The sequence below is a fragment of the Chryseobacterium indologenes genome, assembly GCA_016025055.1.
GTDB lineage: Bacteria > Bacteroidota > Bacteroidia > Flavobacteriales > Weeksellaceae > Chryseobacterium > Chryseobacterium indologenes.
Genome location: CP065590.1, coordinates 3,488,772 through 3,506,443, shown reverse-complemented (window position 1 = coordinate 3,506,443; position 17,672 = coordinate 3,488,772). Strand labels below are relative to the sequence as shown.

8 protein-coding genes and 1 pseudogene are annotated in these 17,672 nt (G+C 40.2%); 5 read left to right on the top strand and 4 right to left on the bottom strand.

All coding sequences use genetic code 11. The features are described 5' to 3' along the window. Positions 1–14 precede the first annotated feature (14 nt). The 5 genes and pseudogenes from H3Z85_16095 to H3Z85_16075 all read left to right on the top strand — a co-directional run bounded on the left by H3Z85_16095 (position 15) and on the right by H3Z85_16075 (position 5,996). Positions 15–995 carry a helix-turn-helix transcriptional regulator gene (locus tag H3Z85_16095; GenBank protein QPQ50893.1) on the top strand — a complete coding sequence of 327 codons (981 nt, stop codon included), beginning with the start codon at positions 15–17 and terminating at the stop codon, positions 993–995. A 213-nt stretch (positions 996–1,208) separates the two neighbouring features. Then, positions 1,209–2,347: pseudogene (locus H3Z85_16090) on the top strand (hypothetical protein). Positions 2,348–2,411: 64 nt separating this feature from the next. Then, complete coding sequence (locus H3Z85_16085) at positions 2,412–3,866, top strand: sigma 54-interacting transcriptional regulator (GenBank protein QPQ50892.1); 1,455 nt, start codon at positions 2,412–2,414, stop codon at positions 3,864–3,866. A gap of 109 nt (positions 3,867–3,975) precedes the next feature. After that, positions 3,976–4,800, top strand: a complete 825-nt coding sequence (locus tag H3Z85_16080) for an AraC family transcriptional regulator (protein ID QPQ50891.1) — start codon at positions 3,976–3,978, stop codon at positions 4,798–4,800. Between the two features lie 68 nt (positions 4,801–4,868). Continuing rightward, positions 4,869–5,996, top strand: a complete 1,128-nt coding sequence (locus tag H3Z85_16075; GenBank protein QPQ50890.1) for an agmatine deiminase family protein — start codon at positions 4,869–4,871, stop codon at positions 5,994–5,996. Between the two features lie 73 nt (positions 5,997–6,069). Here the strand turns inward: H3Z85_16075 and H3Z85_16070 are convergent, their stop codons facing one another. The 4 genes from H3Z85_16070 to H3Z85_16055 all read right to left on the bottom strand — a co-directional run bounded on the left by H3Z85_16070 (position 6,070) and on the right by H3Z85_16055 (position 17,448). After that, complete coding sequence (locus H3Z85_16070; protein ID QPQ50889.1) at positions 6,070–6,672, bottom strand: TlpA family protein disulfide reductase; 603 nt, start codon at positions 6,670–6,672, stop codon at positions 6,070–6,072. 408 nt (positions 6,673–7,080) lie between these two features. Beyond that, positions 7,081–9,105: an AMP-binding protein gene (locus H3Z85_16065; protein QPQ50888.1), complete on the bottom strand. Its 2,025-nt coding sequence runs from the start codon at positions 9,103–9,105 to the stop codon at positions 7,081–7,083. Then, on the bottom strand, positions 9,002–9,991 hold the full coding sequence (locus H3Z85_16060; GenBank protein ID QPQ50887.1) for an AMP-binding protein: 990 nt from the start codon (positions 9,989–9,991) through the stop codon (positions 9,002–9,004). The genes H3Z85_16065 and H3Z85_16060 overlap by 104 nt, the downstream gene beginning before the upstream one ends. Beyond that, the gene (locus H3Z85_16055) at positions 9,874–17,448 is read right to left on the bottom strand and encodes an amino acid adenylation domain-containing protein (GenBank protein ID QPQ50886.1); all 7,575 of its coding nucleotides are present in this window, start codon (positions 17,446–17,448) and stop codon (positions 9,874–9,876) included. Before H3Z85_16055 ends, H3Z85_16060 begins: the two co-directional genes overlap by 118 nt. Positions 17,449–17,672 lie beyond the last annotated feature (224 nt).

Genomic DNA, 17,672 nt, shown 5'->3' with positions numbered 1-17,672 from the left:
CCAACACCAGAACAATGACATTAAGATTATACGATGCAAAGACGGAACAGACATTGATTGAAAAGGAATACCCGGACGCGTTCTTCCAAAATGACGGGCAGATCCGGGAATCAGTTATTCATATAAAACCTCCTATCGGAAATGGTTTTTATCATGAGATTTGTTTTGAGAATGTTCATATTGGTTTTGGAAACGTTTCTCTGGCCCGCCGGCTTATGCTGTATATAGAAAGTGATTTTGACAGCGTTGAAATGCATTTTACGATCAGTGGTAAGAGCGCAGCGCAGTCGGAAAATTTCCAGAAAATCATTTGTTTTGAAAACGATCAGCACAATATTATCTATGCTCATCAGATGTGTGGCAAGATGGAGTTCGACGGACATGATATGCAAATCCTGGAAATTAACCTGGCTCCCGGTTTTTTCAAAAAATTTCTTCCTGAAAACTCTGGTTTGTTTGAGGCATTCAGAACTGCTATTGAAGACCGGAATTCGTGCCTGATTGTTCCTGAACACCGACGGATAAGTATAGAAATGTACCAGATCCTTACTGACATTATGCATTGTAACAGAAAAGGGACTTTCAAACGCATCTATCTCGAAGCCAAAATTACAGAACTGCTCCTTTTGCAGCTTGAACAGTTTTTCAGCACTAAAGATTCAATATCAACTGTTTCCAAACGGAATGAAGAAAAAATACATGCAGTCCGCGATTATATCGTGGCTAATCTCAGTAAAAATTGTACGCTCACAGATCTTGCCCATCAGGTAGGAACCAATGAGTTTACCCTAAAAAAGGGCTTTAAAGAATTATTTGGAACAACCGTCTTTAATTTCTGGAATGATCTCAAAATGGAAGAAGCGAAAAAATTACTTATCAGCGGAGAATTAAATGTCAACGAGGTTTCTGAAAGAATGGGTTATAAAAATCCGAGACATTTTTCCACCGCTTTCAAGAGAAAATATAATATTATTCCCAGTAAAATCAGAAATTAATGAAAGCAGGATAACCCCTTATATATTCATTTCGTATCGCAGTCATTAGTATTTTCTATTTATCATCCGGGATCTTGATATGATTATTTCCTAACTTGTATCATTTAAAAAAGTAAAAAATTCTGAATACTTTGATGAATTTGATCGGAAAACTTCTGATGGAAGGATGACCAGGTATTCAAAATCAGATAACAGCAAACAGCTTCATTTTTTATGAAAAACAAAAATCTTAATTTTCAGAATGGCTTTACATTCAGTAAACATATTCCGGAAGAATTATCAAATTTTGACAGGGTTTTTGATATTTTCAGAGATTTACTTACCCATACCTCCGGAGATCTTGAAGAGGCCTTCGAATGGCTTGACATGCTGGATAAGGAATATGATATTTTTGATGATGAATATACCATTCACGACTTTGAAGAGGATCTGAAGAAAAGAGGATATATCAAGGAAGAAGACCCTGAAGATGGTAATTCCGGAGCAGGAAAAGGTAAAAATATACTGACTCCTAAACTGGAAGCCGCATTACGCGAATACGCCCTGGAACAGATTTTCGGAAAACTGAAAAAAGCGGTATAGGAAATCATCGTACAACCAAAACGGGTATTGGTGATGAACGTGAGGGTGAAAACCGGTCTTTCCAATATGGAGATGATATCTCAACAGTCAATATGACGGAAAGTCTAAAGAACGCTCAGGTCAACAACGGTATCTCAGATTTACGACTGACAGAGGATGACCTTATCATAGAGGAAACCAGACACAAGGCCCAGATGAGTACTGTACTGATGATAGATATCAGCCATTCCATGATTTTATATGGTGAAGACCGCATTACTCCGGCTAAAAAAGTTGCGATGGCTTTAGTGGAATTAATTAAGAGAAAATATCCAAAAGATTCCATCGATATTATTGTTTTCGGAAATGAGGCATGGCCCATTAAAATCAAAGACCTTCCTTATCTGAAAGTAGGGCCCTACCATACCAACACGGTTGCAGGCCTGGAACTTGCCATGGATATTCTCCGCAGAAAAAGGAATACCAATAAGCAGATTTTTATGATTACCGATGGAAAACCGAGCTGCATCCAGCTGCCAACCGGTGAATTTTACATGAACAGCTATGGTCTGGATGAGATGATTGTCAACCAATGTCTCAACAGAGCCGCACAGGCCCGGAAGCTAAAGATTCCGATTACTACGTTTATGATCGCTCAGGATCCCTATCTGCGTCAGTTTGTAGAAGCATTTACCGCACAGAATAAAGGAAAAGCCTTTCTGACAGGCCTTTCAGGTCTAGGACAAATGATTTTTGAAGATTACGAAAAAAACAGAATAAAGAGAATATAGTGAGATTTGCCCTAAAGCATCTCTCTAAAAACATCTCATCCAGATAATTAGTATTTAAAAGAAAATGAAAAACGATATTACATTTAAAGAATTAAAAGACTCAGGCTATACTGATAAAACGATCAGCGAGGAAATTCAGGCCAATTTAATTTCGAGAATTAAGGCTAAAGAACCCGTATTTGAAGGTCTCTGGGGCTACGAAAACACTGTTATTCCTCAGTTGAAAAAAGCAATTCTTGCCGGTCACCACATCAATTTATTGGGTCTTCGCGGACAGGCAAAAACCAGAATTGCCAGAAGTATGGTTGACCTGCTTGATGAATATATGCCCGTGGTAAAAGGATCTGAGATCAACGACAGCCCATTTCATCCTATTTCAAAATATGCCAGAGATCTCATTGCCGAATTGGGTGATGAAACTCCGATCTCCTGGGTACATCGTTCCAACCGCTTCTTTGAAAAACTGGCGACCCCTGATGTCAATGTTGCCGATCTTATCGGTGATATAGACCCTATCAAAGCGGCTACGCTTAAATTACCCTATTCTGATGAACGGGTTCTGCATTACGGAATGATTCCCCGCGCCAATCGTTCTATATTTGTACTGAATGAATTACCCGACCTGCAGGCCAGAATTCAGGTTTCATTGTTTAATATTTTGCAGGAAGGAGACGTTCAGATCCGCGGGTTCCAATTGAGAATGCCGCTGGATATTCAATTTATCTTTACTGCAAATCCTGAAGACTATACCAACCGTGGCAGTATTGTAACTCCTTTGAAAGACAGAATCGGATCTCAGATTTTCACACACTACCCTAAAACCATTGCTTTGGCCCGCCAGATTACTGAGCAGGAAGCCATGATTTCAGCGGAAGACAGATCTCAGATTCAAATCCCTGACCTGGCTAAAGATCTTCTGGAAGAAGTAGCTTTCGTGGCCCGTGACAGCGAATACGTGGATGCCAAAAGCGGGGTGAGTGCCCGTTTAACGATCAGCGCCATGGAAAACCTGGTTGCAGCAGCAAAATTACGGCTTATCGAATCCGGCTCGGAAAAAACTACCGTTCGCTTGCTTGATTTTATGTCAATTATCCCTTCTATTACAGGAAAAATTGAACTGGTGTATGAAGGTGAACAGGAAGGTGCCGACTATGTAGCAAAAATTTTAATTGATAAGGCTGTGATGATACAGTTTGAAAGCCTGTTTCCCCGCATTCCTAAACTGGAAAAAGAAGATATTAAGACACCCTATACCGATCTGATCAGATGGTTTAATAAAAACCACCTTCAACTCAACTACAATGACACGGATGAGGAATTTTACGCGAAACTGAATAAAATTTCTCCTTTAGTGACTCTCGTTCAAGAAAATGCATCTGAACTGGGCACAGAAGATCAAAACTTCTGCAAAGAACTGGTATTATGGGCATTAACCATCAGCAGCAAAATCGATAAATCTGAGAATCAATCGGCATTTACCTTTGATGCAACAGGAATAGGACAGTTTTTAAGAAACTAAATGCTATTCTAATTTAACAGAAAACAAAAGGTCTACCCAAAATAAGTAGACCTTTTTATTTACATTTGCAGTCTACTCCGGATCGTTTGTCTCTGAAAGTAACCCGTTTATGGAAGATAACCTGAACTGCATTTATAAAGTCATTCATTTTATAGAGAAAAATTATGATCAACAGATCTCAGTAAAGGATCTGGAAGACGTTTCACATTATTCATACAGGAATATCCAGCGTATTTTTAAATACAGTTGCGGTGAGACCATTGGTGCTTTCCAGCAAAGGCTGAAGTTGGAAAACGCTTATAAACGGATCCTCTATACCACAGAAAATCTTACAAGCATCGGTATTGAAGTAGGATTTGCCAATATCGCATCTTTTTCCAAGGCTTTCAAACAGCATTTTGGAATTTCTCCCAAGGAAGCCAAGCTCAGTAAAGAAAGATTACTTTGCGGCCCAGAGCTGGTTCCGATAACCTCAGGTGTCCTTCTGGAGCCCGAAATTATATACCTGAAACCGGTCCAGGTCTTTTATCAAAGCGTGCATACCCATTATAATAATGCAGAAATTGAACTGCTATGGGAAAATTTTCTGGAAAATAAATTTGAGGCTTCTGATGCGGTTTACTTTGGAATTATTGCAGATGAACCCCTGATCAAGACTGAAATCAGCTGCCGGTATGATGCCTGTGTGAGTGTGCAGGCAAGTAATAAAAAACTGCCTTCCAAAACGATTTTAGGAGGCAAATACGCCCGGTTTATCCATACGGGAAGCTATGACACGATTGATGAGACCTATACCAAAATTTATTCCCGCTGGATTTTCAACTCCGGTCTTGAATTTTCGCATTCCCCTATTATAGAAAAATATGAAAGACATGCAGCCATTGCCGGTAATGAAGAAGAACAACTCACGTATATTTTATTACCCTTAAAGTAGATTGTCAATTTGGGACAACTTTCAATGTACAAATGAATCTAATTTTGCCCTTATCAAAATAGATCATTATGCAAAAAAAGAAAATCTTATTTTCACTATTACCAGCTATTCTGCTCTCCTGTAGTCAGGGAGATATATCAGATCCATCAGGTAACCCGAATCCTACACCGGGATCTGTGGTGTATACCATGCCCGAAGAATCCGCTCCGCACGAAGGAACCTGGCTTCAATGGCCTCACGAATATCAGTATGGCACAACGTACCGCAATCGGCTTGACCCTACATGGGTGGCGATGACCAAAGAACTTGTACAAAGTGAAAAAGTTCACATCATCGCTTACGACCGCTACGAAAAAGATCGTATAACCGATCTACTGAACAACGCAGGTGTTTCTTTGAATAATATTGATTTTAAGCTTTATGAGACTGATGACTTTTGGGTAAGAGATAACGGACCTATTTATGTAAAGGATCAAAGTGGAAAATTGTTTATTCAGGATTGGGGATTTAATGGCTGGGGAAATAAGGCAGCTTTTAATCATTGTAACGCCATACCTTCCAAGATTGCCACGGCTACTAATACGCCCAAAATCGATCTCAATTCTGTAATGATCAACGAAGGTGGCAGTGTGGAAATTGATGGAGACGGAGTTTTGATGGCCTGTAAAAGTTCTGTCCTGAACAACAACAGAAACCCCGGAATGACGCAACAGCAGGCAGAAGCAATATTTACCAAAAATCTGGGCGTTACCAAATTTATCTGGCTTGACGGAAAAGCCGGACTGGATATTACCGACATGCACATTGACGGTTTTGCAAGATTTGCCAATTCATCAACAATTATTACGATGAATCCTGATAACCTTGCCTACTGGCAGGTACCGGATGCTGATATTGACCGGTTGTACAGTGCCACCAGAAAAAATGGTGCTCCATATCAGTTTGTAAAGATTCCTTTAACTCAAAAAGACGTTATTACTACCTATGGAAAAAATGTAGGCAAGGCCTCATACATCAATTATTATATTGCTAATAACCGTGTATTGGTTCCCAACTACAATGATCCTAATGATGCAATGGCCAACCAGATGATCCAAAACCTGTATCCGGATAAAAAGGTCGTAGGAATTGATTGCCGAAATTTATTTGCCAACGGCGGAATGGTACATTGTGTAACACAACAGCAACCAAAATAAGATAATGCCCGGCAAACCCTACCTATTCTGGCAGGGTTTGCCGTTTACAGAAAAAATTCCGGTACCTTAAGCTTTAGTTAGTTTCCGATAATAAGGCATCAATCTCATGATAAAATGATTCTTTACTGTAATCGGCCAGCCCCTGATGATGAAGCTGAACCTTTCCTTTTTTATCAAGTACAACGGTAGTGGGAAGAGATCCACTGAAATATGGGGTTGGAATATGACCTGCGGGAATTACAAAAGGAAGTGTAAAATTCTTCTGTTTCATATACACTTTGCCCAATTCCGAATCATCATCAAGATTTACCGTCAGAAATACCATGTCCGGATTGGATTTATATTGGTCGTAAAATTCCTGTATCGAAGGAAATTCAGCCCGACATGGAGGGCACCAGGAAGCCCAGAAATTGATAAAGACTACCTTCCCTTTCAAACCGGCAGTATTGATCACAGAACCATCGTCTTTTTTAAGAGATAAATTCATGTTTTCGACAGAGGTAATCTTCTTATTTTTATCTTTAGAACCTGAAAATGAAGAATTGAGAAGTCCTGTAGAGGCTACCTGTCTCATCAGCCACGCTTTTGCATCTTTATTGACCAGAAGAATAATAAACACTACCATTAAAAGAGCGGTAGACCAGTTTGCTCTTAACCATTTTTTCATATTTTCCATACCGTTTATTTTTCTGATAATTCTTTTAAAACTTCACAAACCTGAAAGTCATTGAAGTCCTCCATTCCCTGAATGTTAAATTTAAATTTTTAGCAGGCAGTTTAATGCTGTACATTCTTTTTCTATTACCCTGATTAACGTCTCTGCACCACTGGCCAAAAACCACTGATTGACAATACCTAACACTGTATGAATGTGAATGTAAAAACTGAAGCGCTACCTCTGCTATTATATTTTCCGAACACCTGCAAATCAAACATACCGGTGGATGATCTCTCTACATTTTCGGAACACCAAATTACAAATTTCCTTATAACTCTGATATATTGACCAAATTGTCTGATGATTAAAAAAAGCCTGCAATTAAAAACTGCAGGCTTTAGGAACTTTTGGGAAGTGATACTATATTTACTCGGTTAATTCAACAATAAATTGCTGCAATAGTAAAGCTATTTCTGTTGCGAAATTTTTGTACAGCATAGTAAAATGTCCTCCGTCAATCTCTTCCACCTGTAACGATCTTGTGTGATTTTCCCATCCCAATGCCGGAAACTCATGAGGAACGCGCTCCTGCATTGCTTTTATTAAGATGAAAGGAGCATCAACACGGCCTTCGATGGTATAATGAAGCATCATATTAGCAATATTCAAATCGATAATGCGGAGTATTAATCCTTTAGTTTCAAGGTCTTCAAGTGTTCGGCTCTGCATCATTTCTGAAATATTCGGGATTTTTTTCTGAGCTATCAAGGTTGACAATTCATGCTGAAAGTCATCTTTCCATTCCGGCTCTGAAGTGGTTAACAATCTATATTTAATCAATGAGCCGATTACAAAATTCATGACATACGCCGCATCATAAAAAGATTCTGGTAAAGTTGTCGAAATATCAAGTATTGCGGCCATTTCTACTTTTTCTCCGGCTTGCTCCAGTTGTTTAATCATTTCAAACAATGCATGTCCTCCAAAAGAGTGAGCAATAAACTGATAAGGTCCGGTGGGCTGTATTTCCTTGATCCAATTCAGTTGAATTTCTGCAATTTCTCTCATATTATCCAGTGGTCTTTCACCCTCCAGTACCCCCATCATCTGAATGCCATATACCGCTCCCATAGGAGACAAAGCATCAGCCAGCTCGTCATATCCATCACAATTTCCATTAGATCCCGGCAATAAGAATATTTTTTGTGAATGACTGCTCCTGTTAAGCAACCTGATATGCTCATTATGTACTATTTTTTCAGGTTTTATAAGATCTTTATGGTCATTCATAAGAAAAGCTGCCTGTCCGGCAATTGTGGTATGAGAAAGGATCTCCTTCAACTGCACCTCATATCCTTCCGAGCGGATACGGCTTAGCAGTTGTAACGTAGTGAGAGAGTGGCCTCCCAACGCAAAAAAGTCATCGTCGGTACTTATTTCATTGGTACCGAGCAGCTCTACCCATATATCTTTAAGCATTTTTTCCATGACATTCACAGGAAGAATAATCCTGTGAGATTCTGACTCTTTGGGAGAATCAATACTCAAGGCATTTCGGTCTACTTTGCCTGAAATAGTAAGGGGAATTTGTGGCAACACCTGCACATAAGCCGGTATCATATAATAAGGCAGCTGCGTTCTGAGATAAGAAATAATTTGTTCTTCCGGCAACTCGTCGGTTACTGAGACATAAGCGATCAGACGATTATCATGATGCTTGTCTTTTTGCACCAGGACTGCAGCCTGTTTTATGTCCGGATGTTGAAGCAAAACAGATTCAATTTCACCCGGCTCTATACGGTAACCACGTACTTTTACCTGGTTATCTGCGCGGTGTTCGTATTCCAGATTACCATCCGGAAGCCATCTTCCTATATCTCCGGTTCTATACATAACAGAACCTGAAACAGTATTGAATTCGTTTGGTATAAATCTGTGTGCCGTCAGGTCCGGGCGGTGCAGATATCCATCCGTCACTCCTTCTCCACTAATGCAAATTTCACCCTGTACTCCTGCAGGAAGTAATTGCTGTAGTTCATCTAAAACAAATATAGAGACATTCTGTATTGGTTTGCCTATTGGCGTCTTCTTTAAAGGTTGGATATACTTATACCTTGTGGCTGTAACTGTAGTTTCGGTAGGACCATATTCATTATAAAAATCCACATACTGAGACCAGTAAGAGGCCAAAGCAGGTGGGCACTCTTCTCCACCAACAACAATCCTTTTCAGGGAAGTAGACAATCTGATATGCCCAAGACTCTGCAGGAAGCCCGGAGTGAGAACCAGATGACTGATCTGTTCCGTCTTTATAAGCCGGGAGAAAAGATCCGGATCATGCAATACTTCATCTTCCGGCAATACCAAAGTTGATCCGTTCAATAGGGATAAAAACATGACTTCTACTGACGTCGTCAAAAGTAAAATTGGTAAACTGTAATGCTCGCTCATCTGCTGTGAAACCAAGCTGTTGACTGCACCCTTCAATAAGATTAACAACGGACCTGTGTTTTACAGGCACTCCTTTTGGCACTCCTGTAGAGCCGGAAGTATAGATTACATAAGCACAGGAAGAAGAAGACCACTCAGGAAATTCCTCAATTACCGTAACATGGGAAGCTTCAGTGGTATTGACAAATATAATTTCAGAAGAAAACTCAAACACTGGCAATTGATGACCAACAACGATCGTCGCACCGGTATCATTCAAAATCATGGCAACCCTGTTTTCAGGCATCTTAGGATCAATAGGAACGTAAGCGGCCCCTAGTTTCATAATCGCTAAAATACTTGCAACCGTATTTGCCGTACGATCCGCCATCAGCGGAACATACATCCCCGGACTGACACCGGCATTACTTAATAAGGTTGCTATCCGGTCTACCCATCTTTGTAATGTATAATAGGAATACTCCTTATCCAGTGCTACCAAAGCAATTTTATCAGGATATGCTTCTGCGGTTTTATCAAAACAAGAGGTAAGGGTAGCTTCTTTTGAAAAGCCAGCATCAGTATCATTGAGCTTTTTGATCAGGTATTCTTGTTCTGTAGCCGGTAAAAGTAATTGTTTATCTACTTCTTGCTCTGCCCGATAGCGGAAACAATTTAATATATAATCGAAATAATATTGCAGATCTTTAGTTGTCTTCCCACTTTGAAGCATTCTGGAAAGAGAAAAGACAACTTTCATATCATCTCCGGTAAGGCTGATGGAAAAGTTTAGAAAAGTATTGGCAACTCCAAAGCTTGTATCGGTAAGCGATTCTTTTCCGAGCTGTACATTGACAAGATCTTTTTCGAGTTCGTCATAAATATGGAAATTGATAAAATTAAACAAAACATCAAAAAAGGATTTTCCTTAGGTGAAGATTCTCCGTTGATCCGGGCGATCTCCGCCAAAGGTGTACGGTCATGAATTTCCAGCTGCTTTAATTTTTCGTCTATTTTTTTAAAATAATTGATCCAGGATTCACCCGGCTCTGGCATATCGAATACAAACGGAATAGTGTTGAGAAAACATCCCAGCAACTTATCTCCGTCTTCTACAATTGGCCGGTTATTAGCAACCAGCCCGATGGTAATCTTGCGTCGGTAGCTGAGCATACTTGTAACATAGAGACTAATACCGAGAAATACAGACTTTAATGACAATCCATAATCTTTAGCCACATCTTTCAGATGATGAAGGACCTCGACATTATATCCTACCACAGTATTTTCATAGATTTCTTCGGATGTAAAAATATCAAGCCTCTGATGATCTTCCATTTCAGCCTTCCAGAAAGCATGATCCGATCCCTGTTTTTTTCTTGCCAATTCTTCTTTCACAAAGTCACGATAGTGCCCATTTAATCGTGGAAGCAACTGATAATCTGCATTTTTTTCCAATTGAAGATAAAGGTTAAATAATTCCGTATTAAAAGCAGCTACACTCCAGCCATCCAGGATAGCATGATGAAATTGCAAAATAAAAACAGTACCCTCATTCCAGTGTAGGAGAGCAGCCCGCCACAACGGCCCCTCCTGAATATCAAAAGAAATGATACGCTCTTTTTCCAAATAGACCTTTAGGTATTGCTTTACCCCATTTATATCCTGACCAGACAAATCAAATTCTTCAACCATCACGGGTATATGACGTGATACAGCCTGTAATCCTGTTTCATGTAGTCCAAGATGGAAAGTAGTCCTGAAGGTCTCATGTTTATCAACCATTAGCTTTAAAGCTTTTTCAAAAACCAGCTTATCTATCTTTCGGTTAACCGGATAAAGGAACTGGTCATGATACACTGCAGAATCCGGATCACGCAATGACGCATAGATCATCCCGTTCTGAATGCTGGTCATAGGATAAACAGATTCCAGCTGATTATGGATATTCAGCAATGGTAAGTATTTTTGTTCGAGCTCAACGAGCTCTCTGATAATTTCAGAATGTATTTCATTTCCGTTATCCCGGGTGCTGTTTTCTAATAATGATGCTAAATCACGCACTGTACGAGCTCCGTAAATATCAGCTACCCCAATTTCTACTCCTAGCCTATTCTTAATGCGGGCAGCTACTTTTACGACACGGATAGAATCCCCGCCAATTTCAAAGAAATTATCCAGAACACCGATGCGTTCTATACCAAGTAATTCCTGCCATATACCGGTAATTGCAACTTCCATTTCAGAAACGGGTGCTTCATATCCGGTGCTTCTTTTTCTTTCCTGGTCTTCAAGCTTTGAAAGAAGTCCACGGTCTGTTTTTCCGTTTGAGGTCACAGGCATTTGTTCCAGAGCAATGATATCCGTAGGTATCATATATTCGGGAATGATATTGGCCAGCGCCTTACGAATCTGTTTTTCCATCATCACCATAACCTCATCATTCCGGTTATTAAGGTGATTCACCTGATCAGCAAAAAGAGACTTTTCAAGATGTTGTACCGAACTTGTTTCAGGAACATAATAACACACGAGTTTTTTATCTGACTGATCTTTTGAATTTTTTACAACCACACAATTTTCTGCTACCTCAGCTAATGTATTTACTGCGTGTTCAATCTCACCAAGCTCAATGCGATACCCTCTTATTTTCACCTGGTGATCAATACGGCCAAGATATTCAATTGTTCCGTCTTCCAGCCATTTACCCAAGTCACCGGCCCTGTACAGCTTTTCGTATTCGTTTTTACTGAACGGATCTTTTACAAACCGTTCTGCTGTGAGTTCTTCTCTATTTAAATACCCGGTAGCGACCCCTTCCCCTGCAATACACAATTCTCCGGGCACCCCGACCGGGACCGGCTGTAAATCTTTATCTAAAATGTAAGCACGTAAGGTAGGAATGGGTTTACCGATAATACTCCCACTGCCATTCATTTCTTTTTCTGTAATTTCCTGATAAGTTACATGTACCGTGGTTTCCGTGATTCCGTACATATTGATCAGCTTGCAGGATAGGAATATCTTATGCCATGCTTTCAGACGCATCGGATGCAATGCCTCTCCTCCAAAAATTACATAACGAACCTGTAGCGAAACCGGATTTAATGAAATATACTCCTGTAAAACATAAAATGCTGAAGGCGTCTGATTCAGAACAGTGACTCCCTCATTCACCAATAATGTTGTAAAAGCAATAGTATCGCGTGCTATTGAACGTGGAACGATCACCACACGTCCTCCGTAAAAAAGAGCACCATACATTTCCCAAACAGAAAAATCAAAACAATAGGAATGGAACATTGTCCATACATCATTTTCATTAAAATCAAATAACGGATCGGAAGTTATAAACAAGCGGACGACATTACGATGAGGAATAATTACTCCTTTCGGGCGGCCGGTAGAACCGGAAGTGTAAATAATATAAGCAGGCTGCTCAGGATCACAGGCAGGAAGTTCAACGGATTCTCCTGTCATCGTCCAGTCACCGTCCAGGGTTATTAGTTTTGATTCATATATTTTCTTTACAACCGGAAACGTATTTTCCATGACTAACACAACCGGAGCATTGATATCTGTCAGGATAAAGTGAATACGGTCTTCGGGATATTCCGGATCTACAGGAATATATACTCCGCCGGCTTTTAAAATCCCTAAAATTCCCACCATCATTTCCAGGCAATGTCCTGTACATATCGGCACTAAACTCCCTTTTTCAACCCCTTCCTTTTTAAGGCGAATAGCTAACGCTGTGGATTGCTCGTCAAGGGATCTGTAGGATAGATGTTCTCCCTCAAAACTGACTGCGATATTATCCGGGGTACGAATCGCCTGTTCTCTAAACAAGCCCACAATCGTTTGTTCCGTAGGATAAGTAGCCGGGGTTCCACTGAATGAATATAATAATTCCTCTGTTTCAGCTGTACTCAACATGGTCATTCTGTTGATCGGTACATCTGCAGCAGACACTACGGAATGTAACAGAGTTTCAAAATGCCCAACCAATCTTTCAATGGTAGACGTTTTGAAAAGGTCAGTACAATATACTACATCTGCCTGCAAACCATCAGGTGTTTCGTTGATTGAAAAATGCAGATCAAACTGGCTCGTGCGGTAGTGGTGAGGTATAGGTTCAATCTTTACCTCCCCAAGGGCACTCACCTCAACATCCGGTGCATTCTGTAATACAAATACAATCTGGAAAAGAGGATTTTTGCTTGTATCGCGATCTCCCTGCACCTGCCCTACAATTCTCTCAAAAGGAACCTCCTGGTGATCATACGCTTCCAGAAGTGTTTCTTTGACCCGGTGTAATGCTTCACGGAAATCCGGCTGCCCTCCCAAGTCCGTGCGCAAAGCAAGGGTATTCACAAAAAATCCGATTAAAGGTTCAAACTCCTGCTGCAAACGCCCGGAAATAGCACCTCCGACGCAAATATCATCCTGAGAGCTATATCGATGCAGCAGTACTTTAAACGCTGTCAGTAAAGTCATATACAGTGTCACATCTTCCTTTAAAGAGAATGCCTTCAATTGTTCTGTCAATATCTTATTCACTTTGAATTTCATGGAATCTCCCTGTACACTCTGTTTAGGCGAACGGGCATAATCTGCAGGCATATTCAATGAAGCTATCCCATTCAGCTTATGTTTCCAATAATCAAGTTTTTTACTAATAAGTGATTCACTTTGGCGTTGCCAGACAGAGTAATCTTTATATTGTATTGTCAACATCGGCAATGCCGGTTCTTTACCGTTAAGAAAAGCTTCATAACAGGTTTCAAGTTCTCTGGATAAAACGGACAAAGACCATCCATCAGCTGCAATATGATGAATATTGACCACTAATATATGTTCATGAGAAGATAATGGAATAAGATGTGCACGAAGCATATGCTCAGCAGACAAATCAAAAGGCATTATGGCCAACTCATCGATGGCCGACTGAATACTTTCATCATCAAGTGCCAAAGAATCTTCTCCATACGTATCCATTTTCCAGGTGCCCGCCTCCAGTAGATGTTGATAAGGAACTCCGTCTTCCTGCCTTATTACGGTATGTAACGGCTCGTGGCGGTCAACAATATAAGCCAATGCTTTTTCCAGAGATACTACATCCAGCTCACCGGTGAGCCTGAAAACTGAAATAATGTGGTACTGCACTGATCCATGCAGACGATCAAGGAACCACATTCTTTCCTGCCCGAATGATAGTGGCAGATTACCTGTATGATGGTCATCAGAAATGATCTCAGGATCTGAAATATTCTGTCCCTGCAATTCTATGATATGGGCAGCCAGGCGTTCAATGGTTTTACAGGTAAACAATACGGTAGGAGCTACACGAAGTTTCCATTCATTTTTAATAAAAGCACTTACCCGCATTGCCATCAGGGAATGCCCTCCCAAATGAAAGAAATTATCTCTGATACCCACTTCAGGTATCCGCAGAAGATCCTTCCATGCTTCTGCCAATTTATTTTCTATTTCGTTACGGGGATTCTCAATCTTCCCAGACACTGTATTTTCCGGATCCGGTAGTGCATTTCGGTCTACTTTACCATTGGCATTAAGAGGAAGCTCATTCAGCAACATGATATGAGCAGGAATCATATACCCAGGTAATTTGGTTTCAAGCCATTGCAGAAGAATATCTTTGTCATAAGCATTTTCCGAATCCACAACGTACGCAATCAACTGAAGAACTCCGGTAGGATCAGGCCGGGCGACAACCATAGCCTGTTGTATCATCGGAGACTGTAGCAATACGGTCGTTATTTCTGCGGGCTCTATACGGAAACCCCTTATTTTCACCTGATCATCAGCACGGCCCACAAAAACAATATTTCCATCAGGCAGCCAACGGACCAGGTCACCTGTTTTGTAAAGCTTTTCTATATCATTTTCTTTGAATAAATGTGAAATAAAGGAAGTAGCAGTAAGCTCCTGTTGTTTATAATAGCCGTCACTCAATCCTGCTCCTCCTACATATAATTCTCCTGTAATACCTATAGGGACCTGTTTCTGATCTTTGTTGAGGATATATGCACTTCGATAATTAAGTGGCATTCCCACCGGAATCTCATCAGACAAAGAATTATTAGTTAAATAAGCTAAAGAGAACGTTGTATTTTCAGTTGGCCCGTAGCCATTTACAATGTGTATATCAGGATAATGCTTCCTCACCTTTTTACCATGCTGAGCCGAAAAACGTTCACCTCCCACAATTACTGCACTTAATGTTTCAAATACGGAAACATCTGTATCAGCCAGCAGGTTAAACCATCCTGTTGTAAAAAACATTTTGGTAACTTTCTGTGTCCGGATAATGGATTTCAGTTTTGCCGTATCCATTAATTCTGCTTTGGTAGCCATCACCAAAGTTCCTCCGTTCAATAGAGCTCCCCAATATTCGAAAGTACTGGCATCAAAGGCAAAAGAACCTGCAGCCAATATCTTATCATCGGATGTAATCGGAAAATAATCTCCCGCTTTTACCAGGCTTACCACATTACGATGAGTTACCATTACTCCTTTAGGCTTACCCGTAGACCCTGATGTAAACATTACATATGCACAATCTGTACTTTTAACAGAAACATCGGTTACCTGTTCCGAAAACAGCTCTAAAGTATCTAAACATACAACTTCTGCATCAGTAAACCTGGAAGCATACACATTGGTCGTTACTACAATCTCAGCATCAACTTCCTCCATTAATATTGCCAACCGGTCAGTAGGAAGATCCGGTTCGACAGGTACATAAGCGGCTCCTGCTTTAAGGATCCCTAGAATAGAAATCATCAGCTGAGGGGTACGTTCCATACTCAGCAGTACAGGCATACCCTGAATCACTCCTTTTTTCTGAAGCTGAAAAGCCAGAGCATCAGAAAGCATTGCCAGTTTCGAGTAGGTTATTTTTTCATCATCAGAGATAAGGGCAACTGAATCGGGGCTTTCCTTAACCTGTCTGGCAAACATGGAAATAATGGTGTCATCTGAAGAATATATTTCCTTGCTATTGGAAAATTGTTCCAGCAATGATAATTCCTCCGGCGGCAATATTTCGAAATTCTTCAGTTGAGTCTCAGGCTTCAATGAACATTGTACCAGAATATGTAAAAAACGATCGGCAAAAAGCTGCATTTCTTCGGGAGAAAAATAGGCTTTATGATAAATAAATTCTATTTGCAACGGTTGATTTTCACCAAATTCCTGCCAGAATATTTCCAACGGAAATGATTGATGATTATTTCTTACCAGCTTCAGGTCTGAAAATATATTTTGCCCAAAATCAAGCCTAAAATCAAGCCGGCCGTGATTCACAATAATCCCAAAAGGTGGTGCCCCATCTTCTTTACCGGGAAACAGAGCATTAAAGTCGGAAACCAAGTACTTATAATACGGGTAGCTTTCTTTCTGAGCTGCTCTGATCTCAGCCATCAATTCCCGAACGGTCTTCTCCGGATCATATTGACCCGGAAATGGTAAAACACCGGAAAACATTCCTGCAGAGGAACGTTCCCAATTACTTCTGCGTTTATGAACTGTTACTCCCAGTGCAAACTGAGATTCTCCGGTTATATGTCCAAAATAAATATTGAGTACAGCAAGGGAAAGTGCAGATAAACCGGCACCGGTATTCTTTTGTAAAGAAGCTAAACAATCAATCTGCTTCTTATTTAGTGCTACGGTATATAATTCGCTGGTACCCTCACCCGTTATCGGATATTTCTTTTCAAGAAGTGACGGCAGGGGTTTTGTGAATTTTTGTTTCCAGTAGTTCATAGTCTGTTCATAAACAGAAGAATTGTACTCTTCGTCTGCTGTTTTCATTATCGAAACATAGGATGGCTTTTCCTGGCGTGAGTACACATCATTGGCAAGCGCCTGATAGCATTCAGCCACGTCTTTAAACCAATTGGATAAGCCTAAACCATCTAAAATAATGTGATGATAGTGCACAAAATAACAATACGTGTCATCACTCAACTTCAGGAAATAATGTTGGTGTGGAAAATTTCCCGGCTTGAGTAGTATTGGTGTGTTTAGCTGCTCATGCATCCATATCAAAGCTTCTTCCTCTGACTTATCACTAAAGTCTTTTTCCAGAAAAATCGTTGATGGAAGCTCAGATACAAGCACTGCCGGGAAATCCGGCTCATCAGCATCAAACTGTAAGCGGAAAACATCATGGGCAAACAGCATTTGCTTAACAGGTGACAAAAAAAGACTTTTATTCACGATGTCTTTTAATAGTACGTAACAACCCTGGCTGTAGCGTAGGCTGGCCGGGTTCATGACCTGATCAATAAAAATATCTCGCTGTGCGGGATGTAATGGATAATGGATGGTACTCATTTTAGATATTAGTTTAAGAGATTTCAGATTTGATTCGTTTACTACGGTCTTTAATACCAATATTGAAGTATGCTTTATTGAAAAAGCGGCTACAGTCATTCTCAATATATTCCGTAAGTGAAAAGACAGCTATGATCAAAGACAGAAGGACAATAAAGAATGCAGCACTTGAAAAAATGCACTCTATATTTACTTTTATTCTTGTACAGGAAATTGGAAGATCG

Bases quoted from the DNA above. Each gene is read 5' to 3' on its own strand.
- H3Z85_16075 (QPQ50890.1), top strand. From the start codon at position 4,869: ATGCAAAAAAAGAAAATCTTATTTTCACTATTACCAGCTATTCTGCTC.
- H3Z85_16055 (QPQ50886.1), bottom strand. From the start codon at position 17,448: ATGAGTACCATCCATTATCCATTACATCCCGCACAGCGAGATATTTTT.
- H3Z85_16085 (QPQ50892.1), top strand. From the start codon at position 2,412: ATGAAAAACGATATTACATTTAAAGAATTAAAAGACTCAGGCTATACT.
- H3Z85_16095 (QPQ50893.1), top strand. From the start codon at position 15: ATGACATTAAGATTATACGATGCAAAGACGGAACAGACATTGATTGAA.
- H3Z85_16065 (QPQ50888.1), bottom strand. From the start codon at position 9,105: ATGAGCGAGCATTACAGTTTACCAATTTTACTTTTGACGACGTCAGTA.
- H3Z85_16070 (QPQ50889.1), bottom strand. From the start codon at position 6,672: ATGGAAAATATGAAAAAATGGTTAAGAGCAAACTGGTCTACCGCTCTT.
- H3Z85_16080 (QPQ50891.1), top strand. From the start codon at position 3,976: ATGGAAGATAACCTGAACTGCATTTATAAAGTCATTCATTTTATAGAG.